Here is a 22,907-nt window from a genome sequence, read left to right on the forward strand (position 1 = left end):
AGGTAATCTAAAAAAATAACAATGAGTAGCAACGAAGTATCACGCCGCAATTTTTTAAGGGTAGCGGGCCTGGCAGGAACAGCACTCTGCCTGGGATTCTATTTCCCTTCCAGCGCAGAAGAAGCAACAATTATCAATACAAATGGTGCAGCCGATGCGGACATAGAAATGAATCCATGGATTTACATTCATACCAATGGAAAAGTCACCCTTTTCAACCATCGCGCAGAGATGGGTCAGGGCTCCTACCAGTCCGTTCCCCAAATCATCGCAGAGGAACTTGAAGTCGACCTGAAAGATATTATAGTCGCCTCAGCACAAGGCAATAAAAAATACGGAAACCAGGTAACCGGAGGAAGCTCAACCATCCGCAGCGGGTATAAAAATCTGCTTAAGCTCAGCGCAACGGCAAGGGTAATGCTGATCACTGTAGCAGCTACAAAATGGGGAGTACCTGCCGGCGATTGCTATGCAGAATCAGGTCATGTGATCCACAAAATCACAAATAAGAAATTTCATTACGGAGAGCTGGTAGAAGAGGCTGCCAAACTTCCAGCACCAAAGGACGTGGTACTTAAAAAGACATCTGAATATAAACTGATCCGAAAACCGCTCAAAAGATTAGATACCCCAATGAAGACCAATGGCACGGCAATATTTGGTCTTGACAAAAAACTTCCGGGAATGCTCTATGCAGCCGTAGAACGAAATCCCAGGCTTCGGGGAACAGTAAAAAGCTTTGACGACAGTGCCGCGCTGAAAGTTCCCGGAGTAAAAAGAGTATTCAAAGTAAAGATGTTAGTGTTCAAGACCTATCGCGAAGGCGTTGCGGTAGTTGCAACCTCTACATGGGCTGCTCTTCAGGGTAAAAAGGCACTTAAGGTAGAATGGGACGATACCGGATTTGAGCACATCAGTACACCGGTAATTTACCAGCGCCAACAGGAATTGCTCAAAAGCAGCGAAGGCCTTTTCCTCAGCAAACAGGGAAATCCGAATGAAACGCTCGGAAAAAGTAAAGATACCTTAGATGTAGTGTACCAAACACCATACCAGTCACATAGTCCCATGGAACCTGTAAATTGTGTGGCGCACTATCAAGACGACAAACTGGAAATCTGGGGTCCAATCCAGGCGCCAGACTGGGTACAGGATTATATCAGTACCGAAATGAAACTGCCACGGGAAAAGGTGATTGTGAACATGACCTTTTTGGGTGGCGGCTTCGGCAGAAAGGCATTTATGGATTATCCACACGAAGCATCAGTAATCTCAAAGGAAATGGGAACGCCGATCCAGGTTATCTGGACCAGGGAAGATGATGCCACACAGGGACCTTACCGCCCAGGTATCTCCTATCGTTGCCAGGGTGCTGTAACGAACGGAGAAATCACTGCACTCAAGTTTAGAATGTGTGGACAGAATAACGATCATTGGCGTAATGGAGCAAAATCCAATCAGGCCAACCGAAGTACTTCCGAGGGCTTTTTAAAGCCATATTATGAAAGCATTAAGGATGTAAGTTTTGCGGAGGTTCAGTTTGAAACCCCAATACCAACAATGTGGTGGCGTTCTGTCTATGCTTCCACTAATGGATTTGCATACGAAAGCTTCTTAGATGAACTGGCCGTCCAAGCGGGAAAAGATCCTTTGGACCTAAGAAGACAGCATCTAAAAGACGAGCGCAGTCAGAAACTGATTGATAAGATGGAAGAAGTATCAGGATGGAAAAACAGAAAGAAAAATGAAGGTTATGGCGTAGCGATCACCGAATGTTTTGCAAGCACAGTTGGACAGATTGTTAAAGTGTCAAAAGACCAAAATGGGAAGTTAAAAATCGATCAGGTCTGGGCGGTTATGGACTGCGGTTGGTATGTTAACCCTGATATTATCAAGGCACAGGTGGAAGGCAGCATCGTAATGGCTCTCGGAGCAGCCACCATCCATGAAATTACTTTTAAGGATGGATTGGTAGAACAAAGAAATTTCTATGATTATAAAATGCCGCGCATTACTGATATCCCACCAATAGAAGTACATATTATGGAAAATACTGCTGATGCGGGCGGTGTAGGAGAACCCGGACTGCCAGCATTTACTCCTGCCCTTACCAACGCAATTTTTGATCTCACAGGAACGCGCATCCGCAAACTTCCTTTTGACCTGAAGAACATATGACCTCCATTCAAACCAGGGTACATAGACAACTAAACAAACTTTAATAAATAATCGACCAACAATGATAGCAGATTCTTTCGGACGTGTACATGACTACCTGCGGATATCATTAACTGATAACTGCAATTTCCGGTGTTTTTATTGCATGCCTGAAGAAGACTACGACTTTACTCCGGCTTCCAGATTAATGCAGCCAGATGAAATTTTACGCCTGGCAAAAATATTTTTGGAACACGGAGTTAAAAAAATCCGGTTGACAGGCGGCGAGCCGTTGGTACGTAAAGATGCTGCAGAAATAATCTCCAGACTGGGAGAATTGCCGGTAGAGCTGGTCATTACCACCAATGGAACCAGAATTGCTGAGCTGCTGCCTGCACTGATAACAGCAGGTATAAAGAGTATCAATATCAGCCTGGATACGCTCCAACCAGAGAAGTTCATGCTCATCACCAGAAGAGACGTTTTCCATCAGGTGCGAAGCAATATTGAACTGTTACTGCAGCACAAAATTACCGTGAAGATTAACATGGTCGTAATGAAGGGCCTGAACGATAACGAAATCAACGACTTTATTGAATGGACACGGCACAACCCCATCCAAATACGTTTTATTGAGTTTATGCCATTTAGCGGAAATAAATGGACAAGTAATAAGATGTTTTCGCTTGATGAAATTTTGGCTACCGTCGGCAAAGACTACACTATTCTGCCAGTAAAGGCCGAGCCGCATGATACTGCAAAAGGCTTTATGATACCAGGTCATCAGGGATCATTCGCCATTATCAGTACAATGACAGCTCCATTTTGCAGCACCTGTAATCGAATGCGTTTAACTGCAGATGGAAAACTAAAAAATTGTTTGTTCAGCGATGGGGAGACTGATCTGCTTACCGCTCTTCGAAACGGCGAAGACGTACTTCCACTGATCAAAGCCAGCATCTGGAGCAAAAAGAAAGAACTTGGCGGCCAACTCGGCAAACATTTCCAGCAACTGGATGCCGGCAGCATCAATAACCGCAGCATGATCACTATTGGAGGGTAAGAGAAACATTAATGCGAAAACCGTTGCAAGTCGCCCCTTTTATCGTTGTCCTGCTCTTATCCTATAACGGACTTTTTGCCCAATCCAAAATAAAGACAGATACGGTTCGAAATGTCGACATACTAGAAAATCAAGTTCTCCATGAGGTAGTTGTCTCTGCATCCCGGAGATCAGAAAGCATCCTGAAAGCTCCTGTTACGATCGAAACCTTCAACAGCAGGGACATCAGGCTTTCCGCTGCACCCAGCTTTTTCGATGCATTGGAAAATGTGAAGGGTGTTCAGATGCTTACCCCGAGCATGGGTTTCAAAATCATCAATACCCGCGGCTTTGCAAACACAACGAATGTCAGATTTACTCAGCTGGTAGATGGAATAGATAACCAGGCACCACATATTGGTGCGCCGATAGGAAATGCAATGGGACCAAACGACCTGGATATTGAAAAAGTTGAAATCATCCCCGGAACAGCTTCAGCTCTTTACGGTTTAAATGCGATTAACGGTCTGGCTAACTTCATCACAAAAAATCCATTTACAACCACAGGCATTACCATACAGCAAAAAACAGGGATCACTCATGTCAATGACCCTCAGTCGCCGGCAAAATTATTCTCCGAAACCAGTTTGCGAATCGCAGAGAAAATTTCATCGCGCCTGGCCTATAAGGTAAATTTCACCTACACGAAAGGTTACGATTGGATTGCAAATGACCGGACGGACCTGAATGCCACCGCAAACAGTGGTGTGGGGATTGGCGGAGGGATTAATAATCCCGCCAATGATCCGGTAAACGGTTATGGAAATGAATCATCTAACCGTCGAAGAATTACACTTGGAGGCAGACAATATCAGGTTTCACGAACTGGATATGATGAAAAAGACATGACCGATTATGATATTAAAAACGTTAAAGCGGATATTGGATTACATTATAAACTGTCAGATAAAACACTGCTAAGTTATACCTATCGGATAGCAGGCATTAATAATGTTTATCAGCGTGCCAATCGATTTGCTTTAAAAGATTACATGCTGCAACAACATGCAGTTGAATTAAAAAGTGAAATCTTTCAGGCCAGGGGATTTGTGACCACCGAGAATACAGGAAAATCATACAATCTTCGCTCTGCTGCCGAAAATCAAGACCGTAAATTTAAAAATGACAACCAATGGTATGCAGATTACACGTCCGCTTTTAACAATGCTATCGGACAATCAGGAACTACTGCTGCACAGGCCCTGGCAAGGGCTCGGATTGCGGCAGACCAGGGCAGGCTACAGCCAGGCACTCCGGCTTTCCAAAACTCCTTAAATGAACTTGCAGGTATCAACAATTGGGACCAGGGTGCAGCATTGAGAGTTAAAGATAATCTTGCCCATGCTGAGGCCCAGGCCGATATTTCAAAGGCTATTGGAAATCAGTTCCGGGAAAAAACAGGTCTTGATTTACTGGCAGGCTTAGACTACGTGGTGTACTTCATTCATCCCGACGGCAACTATTTTATCAATCCGGCAGAGGGAAAAACATTTGATACTTTCACCTACGGCAAAACCGGTGCTTTTGTGCAGGCAAGAAAAAACGTATTAAAAAACCGGGTGTCTGTAACCGCAACTTTAAGGGTGGATAAAAACGACTATTTTGAAGCTAAACTGAACCCACGTTTCACTGCTGTTATTACACCATATAAAAATCAAAGTATCCGGATCTCCTATCAGAGCGGTTCACGCTTCCCAAGTATCTTCGAAGCATTCTCTAATGTGAATAGCGGCGGTGTAAGGCGTGTAGGAGGATTAAAAGTAATGTCGGACGGCGTATTCGAAAATGCTTACCTGCGTAGTTCAGTTGATCAGTTTCAGGCGGCTGTAACCAACGACTTTAACAATGGTATATCCACCGCCGATGCGATCCGGAGACAAAAGCAACTGCTGATAAAAAATTATTATACCTACCTGAAACCGGAACACATTACTTCCATGGAGATAGGATACAAAGGATTATTTTTAGACAGGACACTGAAAATAGACGCCGATTTTTATTATAATAAGTATAACAACTTTATTGCACAGGTAGAAATGAACGTACCCAACACAATCTTACCTGATTCTATCCCAACCGCACTTAACGACAGAAACAGGCAAAGCCGATACCGTTTATATACCAATTCCCGAAGTGTAGTTTATAATTTAGGTGGAAGCCTTGGTATGAATTATTTATTTTTAGAACGCTATACGATCGGCGGCAATCTTGCCTATGCAAAATTAAGCAGGACAGAAAATAATGATGGGTTTGAAGATGGCTTTAATACACCAGAGTGGATCAGCAATGTATCCTTAGCGGGAGAACACGTTATCAAAAGTCTCAGCTTTTTGGTGATGTACAAATATCAGAACAGTTATTACTGGCAATCATTTCTGGTAAACGGACAGGTAAAATCTTACGGTAATATTGATGCTCAGTTGAGTTATGATTTGATGAAAACCAAATTAAGGATAAAACTTGGCGCCACCAATCTATTGAATAATTATTATTATTCTTACTTAGGCGGACCATCTGTAGGTGGCATGTATTACACAACATTAACTTACCAATTATAGATCCAGGTAATAAACACGATTGTCGCATGATTTCTCCTCATAAAGGACACACTTGCCTTTGAAACTTAGCGTCCATTGATGGGTCTTAGTTTGGTTTTGCATCTGCTGACGGATCAATATTGATGGATTACATCTACACTTAGCCTAAAAAAATAATCAGAGCGACTGGGGAACTTTTAAACATCTTTTTGACTCCAAACAGGACTTTGAAATTCCCCCCCTAACCGGACTAAAGTACAAACGGTTTCTGTAACTCGCACCATCTCCTTGGGTGAACTAAAGCCGGATCGGCCATCATGCGATTGATCTCGGACTGTACGACATCCTGCACATCTGATGTACGTTTTATCTATGAAAAAGCTGATACTTTAGAAAAAAGAGAACTCATAGACCTGGTGTTCGACTCGAACTTATACTATGAAAATGGGTATTTATCGAACACCTGGTATGATGGAAGTTCTATCACACAATCATCTGAAAGTGAATTCTTTAGTTTTGTTTATTTTAAACAAAAAAAGGGAGAATTTTTCAATTCCCCCTCTAAGTGCACTTGTAGGGATTCGAACCCCAAACCTTCTCATCCGTAGTGAGATGCTCTATCCAATTGAGCTACAAATGCGTTTCCCGTTTCGTTAACGGACTGCAAAAGTAACGCTTGTAATTGAATTTCGCAATAATTTTATAAAATTAATCTAACCCGCTACGCAAACAACAATCCCCTATGCTTCTATAACTTTCTTAATCGCATCAAAATCAGGCATATTACCAGCATCTTCTAAAACCTCTGCATGGATGATTTTTCCTTCCTCATCAATTACAAAAGCTGCGCGCTTGGACACACCTTTTAAATTAAACACGAAATCTTCATAAAAAGCACCGAATGCTTTAGAAACTTCTTTGTTAAAATCAGACAATAAAGGGAACTGGTAAGACTGGTCTTCTTTAAATTTAGCCAGCGTAAAGGGAGAATCAACAGAAATACCAACCACATCAGCATTCATACCTTCATAATAACCAAAGCTATCTCTCATGGTACACAACTGGGCAGTACAAACACCGGTAAAAGCCATTGGGAAGAATTGTATTACCAATTTCTTTCCTGCATAATCAGACAAGGAAACTTCTTTCAGCTCAGAGCTGAATAATTTAAAATCAGGGGCTTTATCGCCAACTTGTAATGCCATAATATATATTTTTATACCCAAATATACAGATGTACCCAATATCTGCCAGAGCAGATGATAAAGATGATTTTACACAGATAATAGATTGATTACTCTGAACCGCGTTTTCGAGCTTCCATTTGCTGATCAAGGATAGCCAGTCCTTCCTCAAAACTATGCGGTGCATAACCCAGGTCATTAATGGTCTTATCTAAAATAAAACCCGTACGTACAGGCCTTCTGGCAGCCTGGTTCAGACTGGCAGAACTGATCTCCCGGATATAGCTTTTATCCAGGTGCCAGAAATCGGCAACTTTAGCCACCAGCTCCGAAATGCTCATCATATCCTTTCCCGATGCATTGTACACACCATACGCATCTTTCTTCACAGCCAGCAGACAGCAATCCGCCAAATCCTCAGCAAGGGTCGGCATCCGCCACTGGTCATTCACTACATGAATCGGCTCTTTCTTTTCCAATGCCCCTTTTGCCCACAGCACAATATTACTCCGGCTCAGGTCGCCCATAATACCATAAACGATAATGGTCCGGAGAATGGCCCATTTGCACTTAGAATTTTTAACAACCTCTTCAGCCGCCAGCTTCGTCCTTCCATAATAACTTAACGGATTGGGGGCCGCCAGCTCATCATACGGCCCATCGGCACCATCAAAAATGAAATCGGTAGATAAATGCACCAGTTGTATATTATAGGTTTCAGCAAGCAGGGTTAAAGTCTTAACCGAATCTACGTTCAAACGGTAGGCAAGCTCCTGCTGATCTTCGCAGGTATCCACATTGGTCATCGCCGCGGTATGAATGATCGCATCAGGTTTATACTTTTCCACAACCTGTTTCACCTGCTCCGCATCCAGAATGTCCATTTCAGCATAAACATATCCAGCTGTAACCGGATATCGGTTTGCCCCTTTAGAAGTTGCCACTAAATTAAATTGCTTTGTGATCAATAGCTGCTGGGTTAGTTTCTGCCCCAATAGCCCGTTACTGCCTGTTACTAATACCGTTTTCATCAAATAGATCTGTTTTTTAAAACAAGGCCTTAAAAGGTAATTAACCTAAGGATAACCCCCTGAAATAGCCCTGCAAATACCCCAATAACAACGGCTAAAATATCGATTATAAAACTGTTGAAAAACTTTTTATTTATATATGTATTTCTTGACGAAAAATTTTAACTTTGCAAACCGAATTGTGGGCTTACAAAAGGGCCTTTAACAAATTGATATTTATAATTTTACCCAAAACAATATATGCCTAACATTGGAAAAATAGCGCAGATTATAGGACCGGTAGTTGACGTGAGTTTTGCTGACGATGCTCATTTACCTAAAATTTTCTCTGCATTAGAGATTACAAAAGAAAACGGACAGAAAGTCGTTTTAGAAGTTCAACAACATCTTGGTGAAGATCGCGTACGTACAATTGCAATGGACTCAACCGATGGTTTAGTTCGTGGAATGAAAGCATTGGATACCGGTTCTCCGATCCAAATGCCTGTTGGTGATCAGGTTAAAGGCCGCTTATTCAATGTAGTTGGTGAAGCCATTGACGGGATCAATGCCGTTGATAAAACTGGCGGAAGACCAATTCACAACGCCCCTCCTAGATTTGATGAGCTATCAACCGAAACTGAAGTACTTTTTACAGGTATCAAAGTAATCGATTTGTTAGAGCCTTATGCTAAAGGTGGTAAGATCGGTTTGTTCGGTGGTGCCGGTGTTGGTAAAACCGTATTGATCATGGAGCTGGTAAACAACATTGCGAAAGCATATGCTGGTTTATCTGTATTCGCTGGTGTAGGTGAACGTACCCGTGAAGGTAATGACCTTTTACGTGAGTTTATCGAATCTGGTGTAATCAACTATGGCGAAGAATTCCTTCATTCTATGGAAAAAGGTGGCTGGGACTTAAGTAAAGTTGATACTGAAAAATTAAAAGAATCTAAAGCAACACTTGTTTTCGGACAAATGAACGAGCCTCCTGGTGCACGTGCACGGGTAGCCCTTTCTGGTCTTACCGTTGCTGAATATTTCCGTGATGGTGATGGTGAAGGCGCTGGAAAGGATATCCTTTTCTTCGTGGATAACATCTTCCGTTTCACACAAGCTGGTTCTGAAGTATCTGCACTATTAGGCCGTATGCCTTCTGCTGTAGGTTACCAGCCAACCCTGGCTACGGAGATGGGCTTGATGCAGGAACGTATTACCTCAACCAAACGTGGTTCAATTACATCCGTTCAGGCAGTATATGTACCGGCAGATGATTTAACTGACCCTGCTCCGGCTACAACATTCGCCCACTTGGATGCAACAACCGTATTGTCACGTAAAATTGCTGAGCTTGGTATCTATCCAGCTGTAGATCCGCTGGATTCTACCTCAAGGATCCTTTCTCCTGCAGTTCTTGGTGATGAACACTACAATACCGCTCAACGCGTTAAAGAAACTTTACAACGTTATAAAGAATTACAGGATATCATCGCAATCCTTGGTATGGACGAACTATCTGAAGAAGATAAATTGGTCGTATCACGCGCACGCCGTGTTCAGCGTTTCTTATCACAGCCTTTCCACGTAGCGGAACAGTTTACAGGATTAAAAGGTGTATTGGTAGACATTAAAGATACCATCAAAGGATTTAACATGATCATGGATGGTGAAGTTGATGAATACCCTGAAGCAGCATTTAACCTGGTAGGTAACATTGATGAAGCTATTGAAAAAGGTAAGAAACTATTAGCTGAAGCAAACGCTTAATTTTTAAAGCGGATATACAATATATATGACACTAGAAATATTAACCCCAGATAAGAAAGTTTTTGAAGGCGAAGTAACTGCAGTTACTGTACCGGGTACCATGGGCTCTTTTCAAATCCTGAGAGACCACGCGCCTATTATTTCAACTTTAGAAGACGGACCAGTAATTATTAAAAGTAAAACCGGCGACGAAACCTTCACCATTAAAGGCGGTGTAGTCGAAGTTTTAAAAAATAAGATTATTGTCCTCGCAGAAGGGGTTGCATAGTATTTAATCATACCATATTATGAAAGCCCTTTGAACATCTCAAAGGGCTTTTTTTATGCCCCCTTATTTTCTGGTTTTATTAAAAAGTTTTGCCCTTTTAAGGATTTTAGGAAGAAAACAACACATTTTATAATGTATGCATAACAAGTAGACCGAATACCGATTTCATATTTGGTATAGCAGCATCCACTTTAAGATAGGTTAAATGACAATATTTAAGAATTATATTCTTAAATAAACAAAATAAGTAGAATTATATTTTTTTTCAATTATTTTCATACAGCTATTGATAGTTTAATCAGCAACTGGTAAATTGGATTTATAAAGCAACAACAAATAAACAGTACGATGAACCCTGTATTAAACGCCATATTTATTGTCATTATTAATGTAATTCTGCTGCTGATCATTCAGCAGAAAAAGGCGCTATAACAGATATTTAATACTTAAAATATACGAAAGCGCCACCCAAAGTGGCGCTTTTTTAATAACACATAAATACAAAACAGACCATAAACCCAATGCAGTACTTCAATTCAAATACAATGCTTTACCTTAACGGCCGCTTTGAAAAAGCCGCCGCTACAACAACCACCTTGTATGGAGCTTCTCTGCACTACGGGTATGCTGTTTTTGAAGGCATCAGGGCTTATAACACACACAATGGAACCCGCATCTTTAAAGCCAGGGAACATTTTGAACGGTTAAAGCGTTCCGCAGAACTGGTACATATGCCATTTCCATGGGATGTCAACGACCTGATCAAGCAAACCTATAAATTGCTGGAATTAAACAACCTGAAAGACGCCTACATCCGTCCGCTCATCTATTGCGCACCAAACATGCAGTTGGTTGCCGCAAAAGACGTTTCCATCATGATCTGTGCCTGGGAATGGGAAGCCTACCTGGGTAATGAACAACTTCAGGTATGCATCTCCGGCTACGAACGGCCCAATCCAAAATCAACCCCCATCCAGGCAAAGGTTAGCGGCAACTATGTAAATTCCATATTGGCCACTACAGAAGCCAAAGCCAAAGGATTTGATGAAGCATTGCTGCTCGATGGAGAAGGCAACATTGCCGAAGCTCCCGGTGCAAATATATTTATAGAAAAAAATGGCCGGTTATACACCCCGCCGCTTGGAAATATCCTGGCCGGAATTACCCGCGCTACCGTAATCGAGCTTTGTCATGTTCTGGACATTGAGATCATCGAAAAGCATTTGTCCGTTACCGATCTGAAACATGCCGACAGTGCTTTTTTCTGCGGTACAGCTACAGAAATTGCCGGCATCAGATCCGTTGAAGAATATGCATTCCCCATTAAATGGTCGGAAAGCATCGGCGCAACCTTACAGCGCACCTACAAATGTTTGGTACTAGAAAAACAGAACTACGAAGTAATCATATAAGTCAAACGATAACATGTCAGAAACTAACGAAATTAACCGATATAGTAAAGTATTTACCCAGGATCCAACCCAGCCGGCGGCGCAGGCCATGCTGTATGGAATTGGTCTGACCACAGAAGATATGCAGAAAGCCCAGGTGGGCATCGCCAGCATGGGCTATGATGGCAACACCTGTAATATGCACTTAAATGATCTCGCAAAGATCGTTAAGGATGGCGTCTGGAAAAATGACATGGTCGGGTTAACTTTCAATACCATTGGTGTTAGTGACGGGATGTCTAACGGTACAGACGGCATGCGTTACTCTTTGGTTTCCAGAGATGTAATTGCCGATTCTATTGAGACCATTTGCGGCGGACAATATTACGATGCGGTAATCGCACTGCCTGGATGCGATAAGAATATGCCGGGAACAATCATGGCAATGGGTCGCCTCGACCGCCCTGCAATCATGGTATATGGCGGCAGTATCCACTCCGGAAACTATAAGGGAAAGTCCCTGAACATAGTTTCCTCCTTTGAGGCACTGGGGCAAAAGCTTGCCGGAAATTTATCCGAAGAAGATTATCAGGGCATTATCCGCAATTCATGTCCGGGTGCCGGTGCCTGTGGTGGTATGTATACTGCAAACACCATGGCCTCTGCCATTGAAGCACTGGGAATGAGCTTACCATACAGCTCTTCATACCCTGCACGCAGTGAAGAAAAAAAACAGGAATGCCTGGAAGCTGGAAAAGCCATCCGCGTTCTCTTAGAAAAAAATATCCTTCCATCAGAGATCATGACCCGCAAGGCATTCCACAATGCGATAGTAACCGTTACCGCATTGGGCGGATCAACCAACGCGGTACTTCATTTAATTGCAATGGCCAAGTCGGTAGACATTACCCTGACCCTGGAAGATTTTCAGCAGATCAGCGACAATACACCGGTGCTTGCCGATCTTAAACCAAGCGGACAGTATCTAATGGAAGATGTTCATGAGATAGGCGGAATCCCTGCAATCTTAAAATATCTGTTAAAAGTGGGCTTGATTCATGGCGACTGCATGACCGTTACCGGTAAAACACTGGCTGAAAATGTTGCCGGTGCATTAGATCTTGATTTTGAGGCACAAAAAGTGATCTTCCCAATCAGCACCCCATTAAAAGAAAGCGGTCACCTGCAAATGCTGTATGGTAACCTGGCCACAAAAGGTGCTGTAGCAAAGATCAGCGGTAAAGAAGGTGAGAAATTTGTAGGGCCAGCACGCGTATTTGATGGCGAACAATCCCTGATTGCCGGTATTCAAAGCGGAAGGGTTAAAAGCGGCGATGTAGTCGTGATCAGACAGGTTGGCCCAAAAGGTGCTCCCGGAATGCCGGAAATGCTGAAGCCTACTTCTGTAATTATCGGTGCCGGCCTGGGTAAGTCTGTCGCATTGATCACCGATGGCCGTTTCTCTGGTGGCACACACGGATTTGTGGTGGGTCACATTACCCCGGAAGCCTGGGATGGCGGCAACATTGCCCTCGTTCATGATGACGATACCATCACCATAGATGCAGTAAACAATACCATAGACGTACACCTGTCGGATGAAGAATTTGCACAGCGCAGGTCCGAATGGAAACAACTCCCTCCGCCCGTCACCAAAGGCGTACTCTATAAATACCTGAAACAAGTAAGTAATGCAAGTGAAGGATGCGTAACAGACGCATTCTCCCATTAAATAATAAGACCTTATACTTAAAAATAAGAACATGGAACTAGCACAAGCAGAAGTAACCACCCAGCCAAAACCTACCACAACGCAGGTAACGGGTTCTGTAGCTTTATTGGAAGGATTAATAGCCGAAGGCACAGAAGTGGTTTTTGGCTATCCCGGAGGTGCCATCATGCCGATCTATGATGCCCTTTATGATTACAAAGAAAGATTACAGCATATATTGGTACGCCACGAACAAGGTGCCACCCATGCCGGACAGGGTTACGCCCGTACTTCCGGTAAAGTAGGTGTCGTTTTCGCAACCAGTGGTCCCGGTGCAACCAACCTTGTTACCGGTTTAGCTGATGCGCAGATTGACAGTACACCGCTGGTATGTATTACCGGTCAGGTATTTGCCCATCTGCTGGGAACGGATGCATTTCAGGAAACCGATGTGATCAACATCACCACCCCGGTTACCAAATGGAATTACCAGGTTACCGATGCCAATGAAATTCCTGCAGCCCTGGCCAAAGCTTTTTATATTGCCAGAAGCGGCAGACCCGGCCCGGTATTAATTGACATTACTAAAAATGCACAGATGCAGTTGTTTGATTATAAAGGATACGTTCCTTGTAACCACATCCGCAGCTACCGCCCAAAACCGCATGTTCGTAAGGAATATGTAGAGGAAGCAGCAGCCCTGATCAATTCAGCAAAAAAACCATTCATATTATTCGGACAAGGTGTTTTGCTGGGTAGTGCAGAACAAGAATTTAAAGCTTTTGTAGAAAAAAGCGGGATCCCTGCTGCATGGACCATCCTCGGTGCAGGTGCAATTCCTACAGACCATCCGCTAAATGTGGGTATGCTGGGGATGCATGGTAACTACGGACCCAATGTACAAACGAACTCGTGCGATGTGCTCATTGCAATCGGAATGCGCTTTGACGATCGCGTAACCGGCAGATTGGATAAATATGCCAAACAGGCTAAAGTAATTCACCTGGATATTGATCCGGCAGAAATTGATAAGAATGTGAAAGCTGATGTTCCGGTTTGGGGCGATTGTAAAGAAACCTTACCGCTTTTAACCGAACTGATCGATCAAAAAAAGCATACCGAATGGCTGGCAGAATTCAGGGCCTTCGATAAAATAGAACAAGAACAGTTAATACAGCCGGAACTAAACCCCCAAAGTGGTGAAATGACCATGGGTGAGGTAATTCATCAATTGAACCAGCTAACCAAAGGTGAGGCGATCATTGTAAGTGATGTAGGTCAGCATCAGATGGTGGCTTGCCGTTATGCACAGTTTAACAACACCAGGAGCAATGTAACCAGTGGCGGCTTAGGAACAATGGGCTTTGGCCTTCCGGCAGCCATAGGTGCTAAATTTGGTACGCCAGACCGCACCGTAGTTGCCGTAATTGGTGACGGTGGATTCCAGATGACCTTACAGGAACTGGGAACCATCATGCAAAGTGGAGTTGATGTAAAGATCATGATCCTGAACAACCAGTTCTTAGGAATGGTTCGCCAGTGGCAGCAGCTGTTCAATGACAAACGCTATTCCTTTGTAGACATTAAAAGCCCCGATTTTGTGAAGCTTGCCGAATCGTACTACATCAGCGGCAAAAGAATTTCAGAACGGGAAGATCTTGTGGCTGCACTGGAAGAAATGCTTCAGCATAAGGGATCATACCTGCTGGAAGTAATGGTAGCGCAAGAACATAACGTCTTCCCAATGGTACCTCAAGGATGCAGTGTAAGTGAAATCAGACTTAAATAATTAAAGATCATGAGCAATTCTAACATAGAAACCAACCAGCAGCAGGAATTTACGATCACGGTATATACCGAAAATCAAATTGGTATATTAAACCGTATTGCCATCATCTTCTCCAGGAGAAAGATCAATATCGAAAGCCTGAACGTATCCCCTTCTGAGATCGAGCACATTCACCGCTTTAATATCCTGATCACAGAGACCGAGGAAGTAGTTCGCAAACTGGCCCGTCAGATCGAGAAACAGGTAGAAGTACTTAAAGTGTATTATAACACCAATGAAGATATCATCTGGCAGGAACTGGCCCTTTATAAAGTGCCAACAGATACCATCGTAGAAAAAGTACTGGTAGAACGCTTATTGCGTGAAAACGGAGCAAGGGCCGTAGTGATCCGTAAAGATTATACTGTATTCGAAACTACCGGTCACCGGGAAGAAACCGATAAGCTGATCGAAGTGCTGCAGCCTTTCGGACTGATCGAATTTGTACGCAGTGCAAGAGTAGCCATCATTAAGGACAGCGAAGGCTTCAACTCTAAACTGAGAGAATTCGAACGCATCGAACCAGGTAAGGAAGTGATCGAGAATGAGTTTCTGGATAAAGAGAAAAATGTATTCACGATGTAACGATCCTGTTCTTTACCAGGATTAAAAACATCAGAAGATTCAGGATCGGTTTCAGATAACAAGAAGATCAAAAATAGAAGATAAATACCAGAAGGTCCCGGAGCAGTTTCAAAGAATGAAACGTCAGGAACCAGCAGAGGAGATCAAACGAAACAATTAACAATAATAGTAACAGTAAATAAATTAGAACCTAATAAAAAACCAATAAAAATTATGGCACAATTAAACTTCGGCGGAAAAGATGAGAACGTGGTAACACGCGAAGAATTTCCGTTAGCAAAAGCACAGGAAGTACTTAAAAATGAAACGGTAGCAATTATCGGCTATGGCGTACAAGGTCCTGGACAAGCTTTAAACCAAAAAGACAATGGTATTAATGTAATTGTTGGACAACGCAAAGAATCAAAAACCTGGGATAAAGCAATTGCAGATGGTTTTGTACCGGGCGAAACATTATTTGAGATTGAAGAAGCCTTAGAACGCGGAACGATCATTTGTTATTTATTAAGCGATGCCGCTCAGATTGAAGTTTGGCCAACCGTTAAAAAACACCTTACCCCTGGTAAAGCCTTGTATTTCTCTCATGGATTTGGAATTACCTTCAACGAGCAAACCGGAATCGTTCCTCCTGCTGATGTAGATGTATTCTTAGTTGCCCCTAAAGGTTCTGGTACTTCATTGCGCCGGATGTTCTTACAGGGACGCGGACTAAACTCCAGCTATGCCATTTTCCAGGATGCTACCGGTAAAGCTTATGAAAGAGTAGTTGCCCTTGGTATTGCTGTAGGTAGCGGATATCTGTTCGAAACCGATTTCAAAAAAGAAGTATATAGCGATCTAACTGGCGAACGCGGTACCTTAATGGGCTGTATCCAGGGGATTTTTGCTGCTCAATACGATGTATTGCGCGCAAATGGTCACTCACCTTCTGAAGCCTTTAACGAAACGGTTGAAGAACTTACCCAAAGTTTAATGCCGTTAGTAGCAGAAAACGGAATGGATTGGATGTATGCCAACTGCTCTACTACTGCACAGCGTGGTGCATTGGACTGGTGGAAAAAATTCAGGGATGCTACCAAACCAGTATTTGAAGAACTGTACAATAGCGTAGCAACTGGTAAAGAATCTCAGCGTTCAATTGACTCTAACAGTCAGCCGGATTATCGTGAAAAATTAAATGCTGAACTGGCAGAACTTCGCGACAGCGAACTGTGGCGTGCAGGTAAAACAGTACGCAGCCTGCGCCCTGAAAACCAGCCGGCAGCAAAAGAAATAGAAGCATAATCGAATAAGAATGCCCGTCATGCAGTATGATCATCCGCTTCCTTTGGAAACAGGGATGCATCAAACCGCATGACGGTTAATAACTTAACACTAAAATAAATAACCCAAATGGGAAAAACGTTGGTTGAGAAAATCTGGGATGCACATGTCGTCAAAAGCGACGATGGTTTTCCTGATATTCTATATATTGATACACATTTTATTCACGAGGTAACCAGTCCTCAAGCCTTTGATGGTTTACGCAACAGAGGATTACCTGTTTTCAGGCCGGCTCAAACCATAGCCACAGCAGATCATAACGTTCCAACCATCGATCAGCATTTGCCAATTAAAGAAGAACTTTCCCGTTACCAGGTAGACATGCTCACCAAAAACTGTGCGGAATTTGGCGTAGAACTTTATGGTCTTGGCCATCCTTTTCAAGGAATCGTTCACGTCATCGGTCCCGAGCTGGGCATTACCCTTCCTGGTTCTACTATAGTTTGTGGCGACAGCCATACCTCTACCCACGGTGCCTTTGGCTGTATCGCCTTCGGTATCGGAACCTCACAGGTTGAACAGGTGATGGCTACGCAGTGCCTGCTGCAGCAAAAACCCAAAACCATGAAAATTGAAGTCAATGGTAAACTCGGACAAGGAGTATCTGCCAAAGACATTATCTTATACATCATTGCCCAAATCTCTGCCGCCGGTGGTACGGGTTACTTTATTGAGTATGCCGGCTCTGCCATTGAAAGCCTGAGCATGGAAGCACGGATGACCATCTGTAACATGAGCATCGAAATGGGTGCCCGCGGTGGTTTAATTGCTCCGGATCAGATCACCTTTGACTATGTAGAAGGCAGGGAGTTCAGCCCTAAAGGCGAAGAATGGGAAAAAGCACTGGCCAAATGGAAGCTGCTATACAGCGATGCTGATGCTTCTTTCGACGAAATCCTTGTCTTTGATGCCGCGGATATTGAACCGATGATCACCTACGGTACCAACCCGGGAATGGGAATGGGAATCAGTGAAAACATCCCGTCTACAGAAAGTCAGATCACTTCTGAACAACCTTCTTACCAAAAGGCACTAACCTATATGGGCATTGAAGGTGATACCCCGTTATTGGGTAAGCCTATTGATTATGTATTTATTGGAAGCTGTACAAATTCACGCATGGAAGACCTGCGTGAGGTTGCTGAGTTTGTAAAAGGCAGACAAAAAGCAGAAAATGTAACGGTATGGATCGTTCCCGGTTCTAAACAAATTGAACAGCAAGCCATCGCTGAAGGTCTGGATAAAGTGTTTGAAGCCGCTGGTTTTCATTTACGTGAACCCGGATGCAGTGCTTGCCTGGGAATGAACGAAGACAAGATCCCCGCAGGGAAATACTGTGTGTCTACATCCAACAGGAATTTTGAAGGCCGACAGGGACCCAACTCCCGTACCTTCCTCGCCAGTCCGCTAACCGCTGCTGCTGCTGCAATAACCGGACGCGTGACCGATGTAAGGCAATTATTGAACGAAGACATTCACGCTTAACAGGAATAAAGATGAAAAAATTTGAAAAATTAACATCGGCAATCGTTCCTTTACCGATCGAGAATATTGATACCGATCAGATCATACCCGCACGGTTTCTTAAAGCAACTACCAGAGAAGGCTTCGGAGAAAACTTATTCTGCGACTGGAGATATGACGAACAAAAAAATAAAAGACCTGAGTTTGTCCTTAACAATCCATTGTACAATGGCAAGATACTGGTTGCCGGTAAAAACTTTGGCTGTGGAAGCAGCAGGGAACACGCTGCCTGGGCCATTCAGGATTATGGATTTAATGTAGTGATCAGCAGTTTCTTTGCCGATATTTTTAAAGGCAATGCACTAAACAATGGCCTGCTGCCAATCCAGGTATCCGATGAATTTCTGATCAGCATCTTTAAAGCTGTTGAACAAGACCCGGCAACGGAACTGATCATCGACCTGGAACAACAAACGGTAACCTTAACCGCTACCGGGGCACAAGAGAATTTCGAGATCAATCCTTACAAAAAATCATGCCTCATCAACGGCTATGATGACATAGACTTCATCCTCAACCAAAAGGAAGCGATTGAAGTATTTGAACGGAAAGCCGATTAATAAAACTGAAAATGGGAATTAAAAAAAATATATTAGTGATACCCGGTGATGGTATCGGCCCGGAAGTAACGACCTGGGGAAAAGCTATTTTAGAGCAGATCGCGGCAGACTTCGGACATGATTTTACGTTTGATGAAGCATTGATGGGCCACGCAGCAATTGAAGCTACCGGAAACCCACTGCCTGATGAAACCTTAGAGAAAGCTAAAAAAAGCGACGCCATCTTATTCGGCGCCGTTGGTCATGCCATGTACGACAATGATCCTTCATTGAAGATCCGCCCTGAACAAGGTCTGCTTAAAATCAGAAAAGAACTGGGCCTGTATGCCAACCTTCGTCCCATCTTATTATTTGACGAGCTGCTAAATGCATCCAGCATCAAACCAAGTATCTTAAAAGGTACCGACATCCTGTTTTTCAGAGAACTGACCGGAGATGTGTACTTCGGAGAAAAAGTACGTTCTGAAGACCGCAATACCGCGTCAGACCTGATGATCTATCACAGGTACGAAGTAGAAAGAATTGCACACAAAGCTTTTGAAGCAGCCATGCAGCGCGGCAAAAAGCTGTGCTCTGTTGATAAGGCAAATGTGTTGGAAAGCTCCAGGTTGTGGAGAGAAACCGTTCAGGCCATCGCCAAGGAATACCCTGAGGTAACAACAGAACACATGTTTATCGACAACGCCGCCATGCAGCTGATCAAAGACCCTAAACGGTTTGATGTGGTATTAACCGCCAACCTGTTTGGTGATATCCTGACCGATGAAGCTTCACAAATTGCTGGTTCTATGGGCATGCTGGCCTCTGCGTCTATTGGCGACGGAACCGGGTTCTTTGAACCAATCCATGGCTCTGCACACGACATTACCGGAAAAGACCTGGCCAACCCATTAGCCTCTATCCTGTCGGTAGCACTGATGCTTGAAATCGGCTTCGGACTAAAAGAAGAAGCAAAAGTGATCATCACCGCTGTAGATAAAGCACTGAAAGAAGGTTTCAGGACCAATGACATTGCCGATGAAACGACCAACCCCTACAAAGTACTGGGCACAAAAGAAATGGGCAAGTTATTGTTAAAATATATCGCACAAACTACATATACCAACTAAACACAAAGAATTATGTTACACGATCCGAATAGAGTTTATGTGTTTGATACCACCCTTAGAGATGGTGAGCAAGTGCCCGGATGCCAGTTGGCAACCCCGGAGAAAATTGAGATTGCCAGGGCACTTGAAGCACTTGGTGTGGATGTGATCGAAGCAGGTTTTCCAATCTCCAGTCCCGGCGATTTTCAAAGTGTAGTTGAGCTGTCCAAAGCAGTCAGTGAACCGATCATCTGTGCCCTGACAAGAGCAAACAAAGGAGATATCGATTCTGCAGTTGCGGCATTGCAATATGCCAAACGCCCGCGGATCCATACGGGTATCGGCGCATCAGATATGCACATCCAATACAAGTTCAACAGCACCCGGGAGAAGATCCTGGAACGTGCGGTTGAAGCCGTAAAGTATGCGAAGCAGTTTGTAGAGGATATTGAATTCTATGCGGAAGATGCCGGCAGGGCTGATAATATTTTCCTGGCACAAATGGTGGAAGCCGTGATCGCCGCTGGTGCTACCGTAGTAAACATTCCAGACACCAATGGCTATTGCCTGCCGGATCAGTATGGTTCAAAGATCCTGTACCTGAAAGAAAATGTGAAGAATATTGACCAGGCCATCATCTCTGTTCATTGTCACAATGATCTGGGCGTAGCCACTGCAAATAGCTTAGCCGGGTTAATAAATGGTGCCCGCCAGGTAGAATGTACCATCAATGGTATTGGTGAACGTGCCGGTAACACCGCGTTGGAAGAAGTAACCATGATCCTTAAAACACATCATGCGTTAAATCTGCATACCAATATCAACACCAAACACTTTAGCGAGATCAGTGCCATGGTGAGCCGTATGATGCGCATGCCGGTACAGCCCAATAAAGCAATCATCGGACAAAATGCATTTGCACACAGCTCTGGTATTCATCAGGATGGTTTCCTTAAACACCGGGAGAACTACGAGATCATGAACCCTGAAGATGTTGGCGTAAACTCATCAGACATCATCTTAACCGCAAGAAGCGGACGTCATGCGTTGAAGCATCATTTAGAGCGCCTGGGTTATGAAATAGACCGCATCAACCTGGATCAGGTATACGATCGTTTCCTGATCCTTGCCGATGAGAAAAAAACCATTTCTGACGATGACATCCTTTCTCTAATGAGCGATGGCAGCGAAGATCCCTATAAAAACGGATACAAGATCAATGCGCTGCACGTGGAATGCGGAGACCTTACCGCACCCTCAGCTACCGTTAAGCTGGAATATAATGGCATTGAAAAAGAAGCCAAAGCTACCGGCAACGGGCCTGTTAATGCAACCATCAATGCCATTCAAAGTATTGCAGGCAAAGATATTCTGTTAAAGGAATTCACCATACAAGCCATACATGGCGGCAGTGATGATGTAAGCAAGGTTAATATGCGTGTCTCTTATGAAGGCAAATCCTATTTAGGGTATGGCTTCAGCACAGACATCGTTAAGGCATCTGCCGATGCCTATCTGGATGCAATGAATAAATTTTTATAACATGAGCGTAGAAAAAGAAATAGAACTGGACTTTCTTGCAGCTGCAGAACGGTTAAAAGGAACGGTAAAACGTACACCTCTGGAATATAATGCCAGCCTTTCTGAAAAATACAACGCAAATATTTACCTGAAAAGGGAAGATCTGCAGTTGGTACGCTCCTATAAACTACGCGGCGCTTACAATATGATCAGCACCCTGCAGCCGGAGCAGATCGCCAAAGGGGTTGTTTGCGCCAGTGCAGGCAACCATGCCCAGGGTGTAGCGCATTCCTGTAAAAAGCTGAACATTAAAGGGGTAATCTTCATGCCTGAAATTACACCCAAACAAAAAGTAAAACAAACAGAAATGTTTGGCGGCAGCCACATTGAGATCATCCTGGTAGGTGATACCTTTGATGATTGCTTACGGGAAGCCTTATTATATACTGCGGCACACAGCATGACCTTTATCCCCCCTTTTGATAATGCAAAGATCATTGAAGGCCAGGGAACAGTAGGTGTAGAGATCTATGAAGATCTGCCCGAACTGGATGTGGTGGTTATGCCCATCGGTGGCGGCGGACTAGCCTCTGGTGTGGGCAGCTACATTAAAAACCTGAAACCAAATGTCCATCTGATCGGTGTAGAGCCGGAAGGTGCCCCCTCCATGAAATTTGCGATGGAGAACGGTGGCCCTGTAATCCTGGAAGAGATCGATCGCTTTGTAGACGGTGCAGCAGTTAAACGTGTAGGTAACCTAACCTTTGAATACTGTACTGAATTACTGGATCAAATGCTGCTCATTCCGGAAGGACAGATCTGTACAACCATCTTAAAATTGTACAATGAAGATGCGATTGTAGTAGAGCCTGCAGGAGCACTTGCTGTGGCATCCCTCGATCAGATCAAAGATACCATTGAAGGGAAAAATGTAGTGCTTATCGTAAGCGGCGGAAACAATGATATCGAACGCATGCAGGAGATCAAAGAGAAGTCTTTACTCTTTGAAGGACTAAAACACTATTTCATTGTCCGCTTTCCACAAAGACCAGGTGCCTTAAAGCTATTTGTAAATAATATACTAGGCCCGCAGGACGACATCACACGCTTCGAATTCATCAAAAAAACAAACCGTGAATATGGACCGGCCCTGGTAGGCATCGAACTTGCAAAACGCACCGATTACGACGCACTGGTACAGCGGATGAAGGAATTTAAATTTGAGATCATCGAATTGAATAACGATCAAACCTTGTTCGAATACCTGGTATAAATCAATAAAAACAATATTCTGCATAACATTTTAATTACAGAATAAGTAAACGGGAACGGTTTGATATTGTGGCAATAG

At 43.6% G+C, this 22,907-nt stretch carries 17 protein-coding genes and 1 tRNA gene; 15 read left to right on the forward strand and 3 right to left on the reverse strand.

The window, feature by feature from the left end; translation table 11 throughout:
- The first annotated feature begins 21 nt into the window (after positions 1–21).
- From ATK78_RS15685 to ATK78_RS15695, 3 genes are all read left to right on the forward strand, one after another.
- On the forward strand, positions 22–2,178 hold the full coding sequence (locus tag ATK78_RS15685) for a xanthine dehydrogenase family protein molybdopterin-binding subunit (protein WP_133577054.1): 2,157 nt from the start codon (positions 22–24) through the stop codon (positions 2,176–2,178).
- Positions 2,179–2,239: 61 nt separating this feature from the next.
- A complete protein-coding gene (gene moaA, locus ATK78_RS15690) occupies positions 2,240–3,220 on the forward strand; it encodes a GTP 3',8-cyclase MoaA (protein ID WP_133577055.1) in 981 nt (326 codons plus the stop codon).
- 11 nt (positions 3,221–3,231) lie between these two features.
- On the forward strand, positions 3,232–5,817 hold the full coding sequence (locus ATK78_RS15695; RefSeq protein WP_208112382.1) for a TonB-dependent receptor: 2,586 nt from the start codon (positions 3,232–3,234) through the stop codon (positions 5,815–5,817).
- A 545-nt stretch (positions 5,818–6,362) separates the two neighbouring features.
- Here the strand turns inward: ATK78_RS15695 and ATK78_RS15700 are convergent.
- From ATK78_RS15700 to ATK78_RS15710, 3 genes are all read right to left on the reverse strand, one after another.
- Positions 6,363–6,436, reverse strand: a tRNA-Arg gene (locus tag ATK78_RS15700).
- Between the two features lie 100 nt (positions 6,437–6,536).
- Complete coding sequence (locus ATK78_RS15705; RefSeq protein ID WP_133577056.1) at positions 6,537–7,001, reverse strand: redoxin domain-containing protein; 465 nt, start codon at positions 6,999–7,001, stop codon at positions 6,537–6,539.
- A gap of 89 nt (positions 7,002–7,090) precedes the next feature.
- Entirely contained in the window at positions 7,091–8,011 is a 921-nt protein-coding gene (locus ATK78_RS15710; protein WP_133577057.1) for an SDR family oxidoreductase, read from the reverse strand.
- Between the two features lie 240 nt (positions 8,012–8,251).
- On the opposite strand from ATK78_RS15710, the gene atpD reads away from it, so the two are divergent.
- The 12 genes from atpD to ilvA all read left to right on the forward strand — a co-directional run bounded on the left by atpD (position 8,252) and on the right by ilvA (position 22,829).
- Entirely contained in the window at positions 8,252–9,757 is a 1,506-nt protein-coding gene (atpD, locus tag ATK78_RS15715; protein ID WP_133577058.1) for a F0F1 ATP synthase subunit beta, read from the forward strand.
- Between the two features lie 25 nt (positions 9,758–9,782).
- Positions 9,783–10,025: an ATP synthase F1 subunit epsilon gene (gene atpC / locus ATK78_RS15720; RefSeq protein ID WP_133577059.1), complete on the forward strand. Its 243-nt coding sequence runs from the start codon at positions 9,783–9,785 to the stop codon at positions 10,023–10,025.
- 545 nt (positions 10,026–10,570) lie between these two features.
- Positions 10,571–11,437 (forward strand): branched-chain amino acid transaminase, encoded by an 867-nt coding sequence (locus ATK78_RS15725; RefSeq protein ID WP_317126216.1) that lies wholly within the window; start codon positions 10,571–10,573, stop codon positions 11,435–11,437.
- Between the two features lie 13 nt (positions 11,438–11,450).
- Entirely contained in the window at positions 11,451–13,148 is a 1,698-nt protein-coding gene (gene ilvD / locus ATK78_RS15730; RefSeq protein ID WP_133577061.1) for a dihydroxy-acid dehydratase, read from the forward strand.
- Positions 13,149–13,179: 31 nt separating this feature from the next.
- Positions 13,180–14,916, forward strand: coding sequence for a biosynthetic-type acetolactate synthase large subunit (gene ilvB / locus ATK78_RS15735; protein WP_133577062.1), 1,737 nt, complete (start codon positions 13,180–13,182; stop codon positions 14,914–14,916).
- A 9-nt stretch (positions 14,917–14,925) separates the two neighbouring features.
- Positions 14,926–15,540 carry an acetolactate synthase small subunit gene (gene ilvN, locus ATK78_RS15740; protein ID WP_133577063.1) on the forward strand — a complete coding sequence of 205 codons (615 nt, stop codon included), beginning with the start codon at positions 14,926–14,928 and terminating at the stop codon, positions 15,538–15,540.
- 213 nt (positions 15,541–15,753) lie between these two features.
- A complete protein-coding gene (gene ilvC, locus ATK78_RS15745; RefSeq protein WP_133577064.1) occupies positions 15,754–16,824 on the forward strand; it encodes a ketol-acid reductoisomerase in 1,071 nt (356 codons plus the stop codon).
- Positions 16,825–16,932: 108 nt separating this feature from the next.
- Positions 16,933–18,348 carry a 3-isopropylmalate dehydratase large subunit gene (gene leuC, locus ATK78_RS15750; RefSeq protein ID WP_133577065.1) on the forward strand — a complete coding sequence of 472 codons (1,416 nt, stop codon included), beginning with the start codon at positions 16,933–16,935 and terminating at the stop codon, positions 18,346–18,348.
- A gap of 11 nt (positions 18,349–18,359) precedes the next feature.
- Positions 18,360–18,947, forward strand: coding sequence for a 3-isopropylmalate dehydratase small subunit (gene leuD, locus ATK78_RS15755; RefSeq protein ID WP_133577066.1), 588 nt, complete (start codon positions 18,360–18,362; stop codon positions 18,945–18,947).
- A 17-nt stretch (positions 18,948–18,964) separates the two neighbouring features.
- Positions 18,965–20,056, forward strand: a complete 1,092-nt coding sequence (leuB, locus tag ATK78_RS15760; RefSeq protein WP_133577292.1) for a 3-isopropylmalate dehydrogenase — start codon at positions 18,965–18,967, stop codon at positions 20,054–20,056.
- A 12-nt stretch (positions 20,057–20,068) separates the two neighbouring features.
- Positions 20,069–21,577 carry a 2-isopropylmalate synthase gene (locus tag ATK78_RS15765; protein WP_133577067.1) on the forward strand — a complete coding sequence of 503 codons (1,509 nt, stop codon included), beginning with the start codon at positions 20,069–20,071 and terminating at the stop codon, positions 21,575–21,577.
- A 1-nt stretch (position 21,578) separates the two neighbouring features.
- Positions 21,579–22,829 carry a threonine ammonia-lyase IlvA gene (gene ilvA / locus ATK78_RS15770; RefSeq protein ID WP_133577068.1) on the forward strand — a complete coding sequence of 417 codons (1,251 nt, stop codon included), beginning with the start codon at positions 21,579–21,581 and terminating at the stop codon, positions 22,827–22,829.
- Positions 22,830–22,907: the final 78 nt, after the last annotated feature.

It is taken from the genome of Pedobacter metabolipauper (assembly GCF_004362715.1).
Lineage (GTDB): Bacteria > Bacteroidota > Bacteroidia > Sphingobacteriales > Sphingobacteriaceae > Pedobacter > Pedobacter metabolipauper.

Excerpts from the sequence above, each read along its gene's own strand:
- ilvN (WP_133577063.1), top strand. The coding sequence starts at position 14,926 with ATGAGCAATTCTAACATAGAAACCAACCAGCAGCAGGAATTTACGATC.
- ilvD (WP_133577061.1), top strand. The coding sequence starts at position 11,451 with ATGTCAGAAACTAACGAAATTAACCGATATAGTAAAGTATTTACCCAG.
- atpD (WP_133577058.1), top strand. The coding sequence starts at position 8,252 with ATGCCTAACATTGGAAAAATAGCGCAGATTATAGGACCGGTAGTTGAC.
- leuC (WP_133577065.1), top strand. The coding sequence starts at position 16,933 with ATGGGAAAAACGTTGGTTGAGAAAATCTGGGATGCACATGTCGTCAAA.
- ATK78_RS15685 (WP_133577054.1), top strand. The coding sequence starts at position 22 with ATGAGTAGCAACGAAGTATCACGCCGCAATTTTTTAAGGGTAGCGGGC.
- ATK78_RS15710 (WP_133577057.1), bottom strand. The coding sequence starts at position 8,011 with ATGAAAACGGTATTAGTAACAGGCAGTAACGGGCTATTGGGGCAGAAA.
- ilvA (WP_133577068.1), top strand. The coding sequence starts at position 21,579 with ATGAGCGTAGAAAAAGAAATAGAACTGGACTTTCTTGCAGCTGCAGAA.
- ATK78_RS15765 (WP_133577067.1), top strand. The coding sequence starts at position 20,069 with ATGTTACACGATCCGAATAGAGTTTATGTGTTTGATACCACCCTTAGA.
- moaA (WP_133577055.1), top strand. The coding sequence starts at position 2,240 with ATGATAGCAGATTCTTTCGGACGTGTACATGACTACCTGCGGATATCA.
- ATK78_RS15705 (WP_133577056.1), bottom strand. The coding sequence starts at position 7,001 with ATGGCATTACAAGTTGGCGATAAAGCCCCTGATTTTAAATTATTCAGC.
- ATK78_RS15725 (WP_317126216.1), top strand. The coding sequence starts at position 10,571 with ATGCTTTACCTTAACGGCCGCTTTGAAAAAGCCGCCGCTACAACAACC.
- ATK78_RS15695 (WP_208112382.1), top strand. The coding sequence starts at position 3,232 with ATGCGAAAACCGTTGCAAGTCGCCCCTTTTATCGTTGTCCTGCTCTTA.
- atpC (WP_133577059.1), top strand. The coding sequence starts at position 9,783 with ATGACACTAGAAATATTAACCCCAGATAAGAAAGTTTTTGAAGGCGAA.
- leuD (WP_133577066.1), top strand. The coding sequence starts at position 18,360 with ATGAAAAAATTTGAAAAATTAACATCGGCAATCGTTCCTTTACCGATC.
- ilvC (WP_133577064.1), top strand. The coding sequence starts at position 15,754 with ATGGCACAATTAAACTTCGGCGGAAAAGATGAGAACGTGGTAACACGC.
- ilvB (WP_133577062.1), top strand. The coding sequence starts at position 13,180 with ATGGAACTAGCACAAGCAGAAGTAACCACCCAGCCAAAACCTACCACA.